Here is a 1,072-nt window from a genome sequence, read left to right as displayed (position 1 = left end):
TGTGCAGCACCTGCGGCATGTCGCGGTACTTGTGCAGGTCCTTCATGACGAAGCTCTCGTCGAGCGACTTCTTGTAGGCCGACAGTGTCGAGGCCGACATGTCCTTGCCCGCGGCCTTGGCGGCGATCACGGTCTCGCCGGCCAGGCGGCCCGTGGTCATGGCCAGGTTGGAGCCTTCGCGGTGCGCGGCGTTCACGAAGCCGCCGGAGTCGCCCACGATCATCCAGCCGTCACCGTACACCTGCGGCACGGCGTGGAAGCCGCCCTCGGGGATGAGGTGCGCGGCGTACTCCTTCATCTCGCCGCCCTCGATCAGCGGGGCGATGCTCGGATGCTTCTTGAGCCTCTCCAGCAGCGCGTAAGGTGCGGTGCGCTGCGGGTTGGCCTTGAAGTCGGAGAGCATGCAACCGATGCCGATGGTGAGCGAGTCCTTGTTGGTGTAGAGGAAGCCCGTGCCCACCATGCCCTCGGTGACCGTGCCCATCATCTCGATGACCACGCCCTCCTCGTCCTTGATGTTGAAGCGCTGCTGGATGACCTCCTCGGGCATGAAGAGGATCTCCTTGACCGCCAGCGCCACGTTGTCGGCCTTGATCTCGCCGTGCAGCCCGGCCTTGCGCGCCAGCGTGGAGTTCACGCCGTCGGCCAGCACCACCACGTCGGCATACACCTCGCCGCCGATGCGGTCGCAGCGCACGCCCACCACGCGCTTGCCGTCCATGAGCAGCTCTTCGACGGTGGTCTCGCAGATGAGCAGCGCACCGGCCTCGCGCACCTTGGACGAGAACCACTTGTCGAACTGCGCGCGGATGATGGTGTAGCGGTTGTAGGGCGGCTTGTTGTAGTCGTCGCTGCGGTAGTGCGTGCCGACGAAGGACTTGTCGTCCAGCACCCAGATGCGCTGCTCGATGATGTGGCGCTCCAGCGGCGCGTCATCGCGGAAGTCCGGGATGATTTTTTCCAGCGCGTTGGAGTACAGGATGGCGCCCTGCACGTTCTTGCTGCCGGGGTACTCGCCGCGCTCGATCTGCAGCACCTTCAGGCCGGCCTTGGCCATGGTGTAGGCGGCGGC

At 65.6% G+C, this 1,072-nt stretch carries 1 protein-coding gene; it reads right to left on the bottom strand.

Going from position 1 to position 1,072, the window contains the following annotated elements; genetic code table 11:
• On the bottom strand, positions 1–1,072 hold a 1,072-nt coding region (locus ALA01S_RS31175; protein WP_066343666.1), incomplete at both ends, for a nitrogen fixation protein FixC.

The organism is Azohydromonas lata NBRC 102462 (genome assembly GCF_001571085.1).
GTDB classification, from domain to species: Bacteria; Pseudomonadota; Gammaproteobacteria; order Burkholderiales; family Burkholderiaceae_C; genus Azohydromonas; species Azohydromonas lata.
Note: the sequence above shows the minus strand (reverse complement) of the source record. Positions and strands in the feature narration are given on the sequence as shown.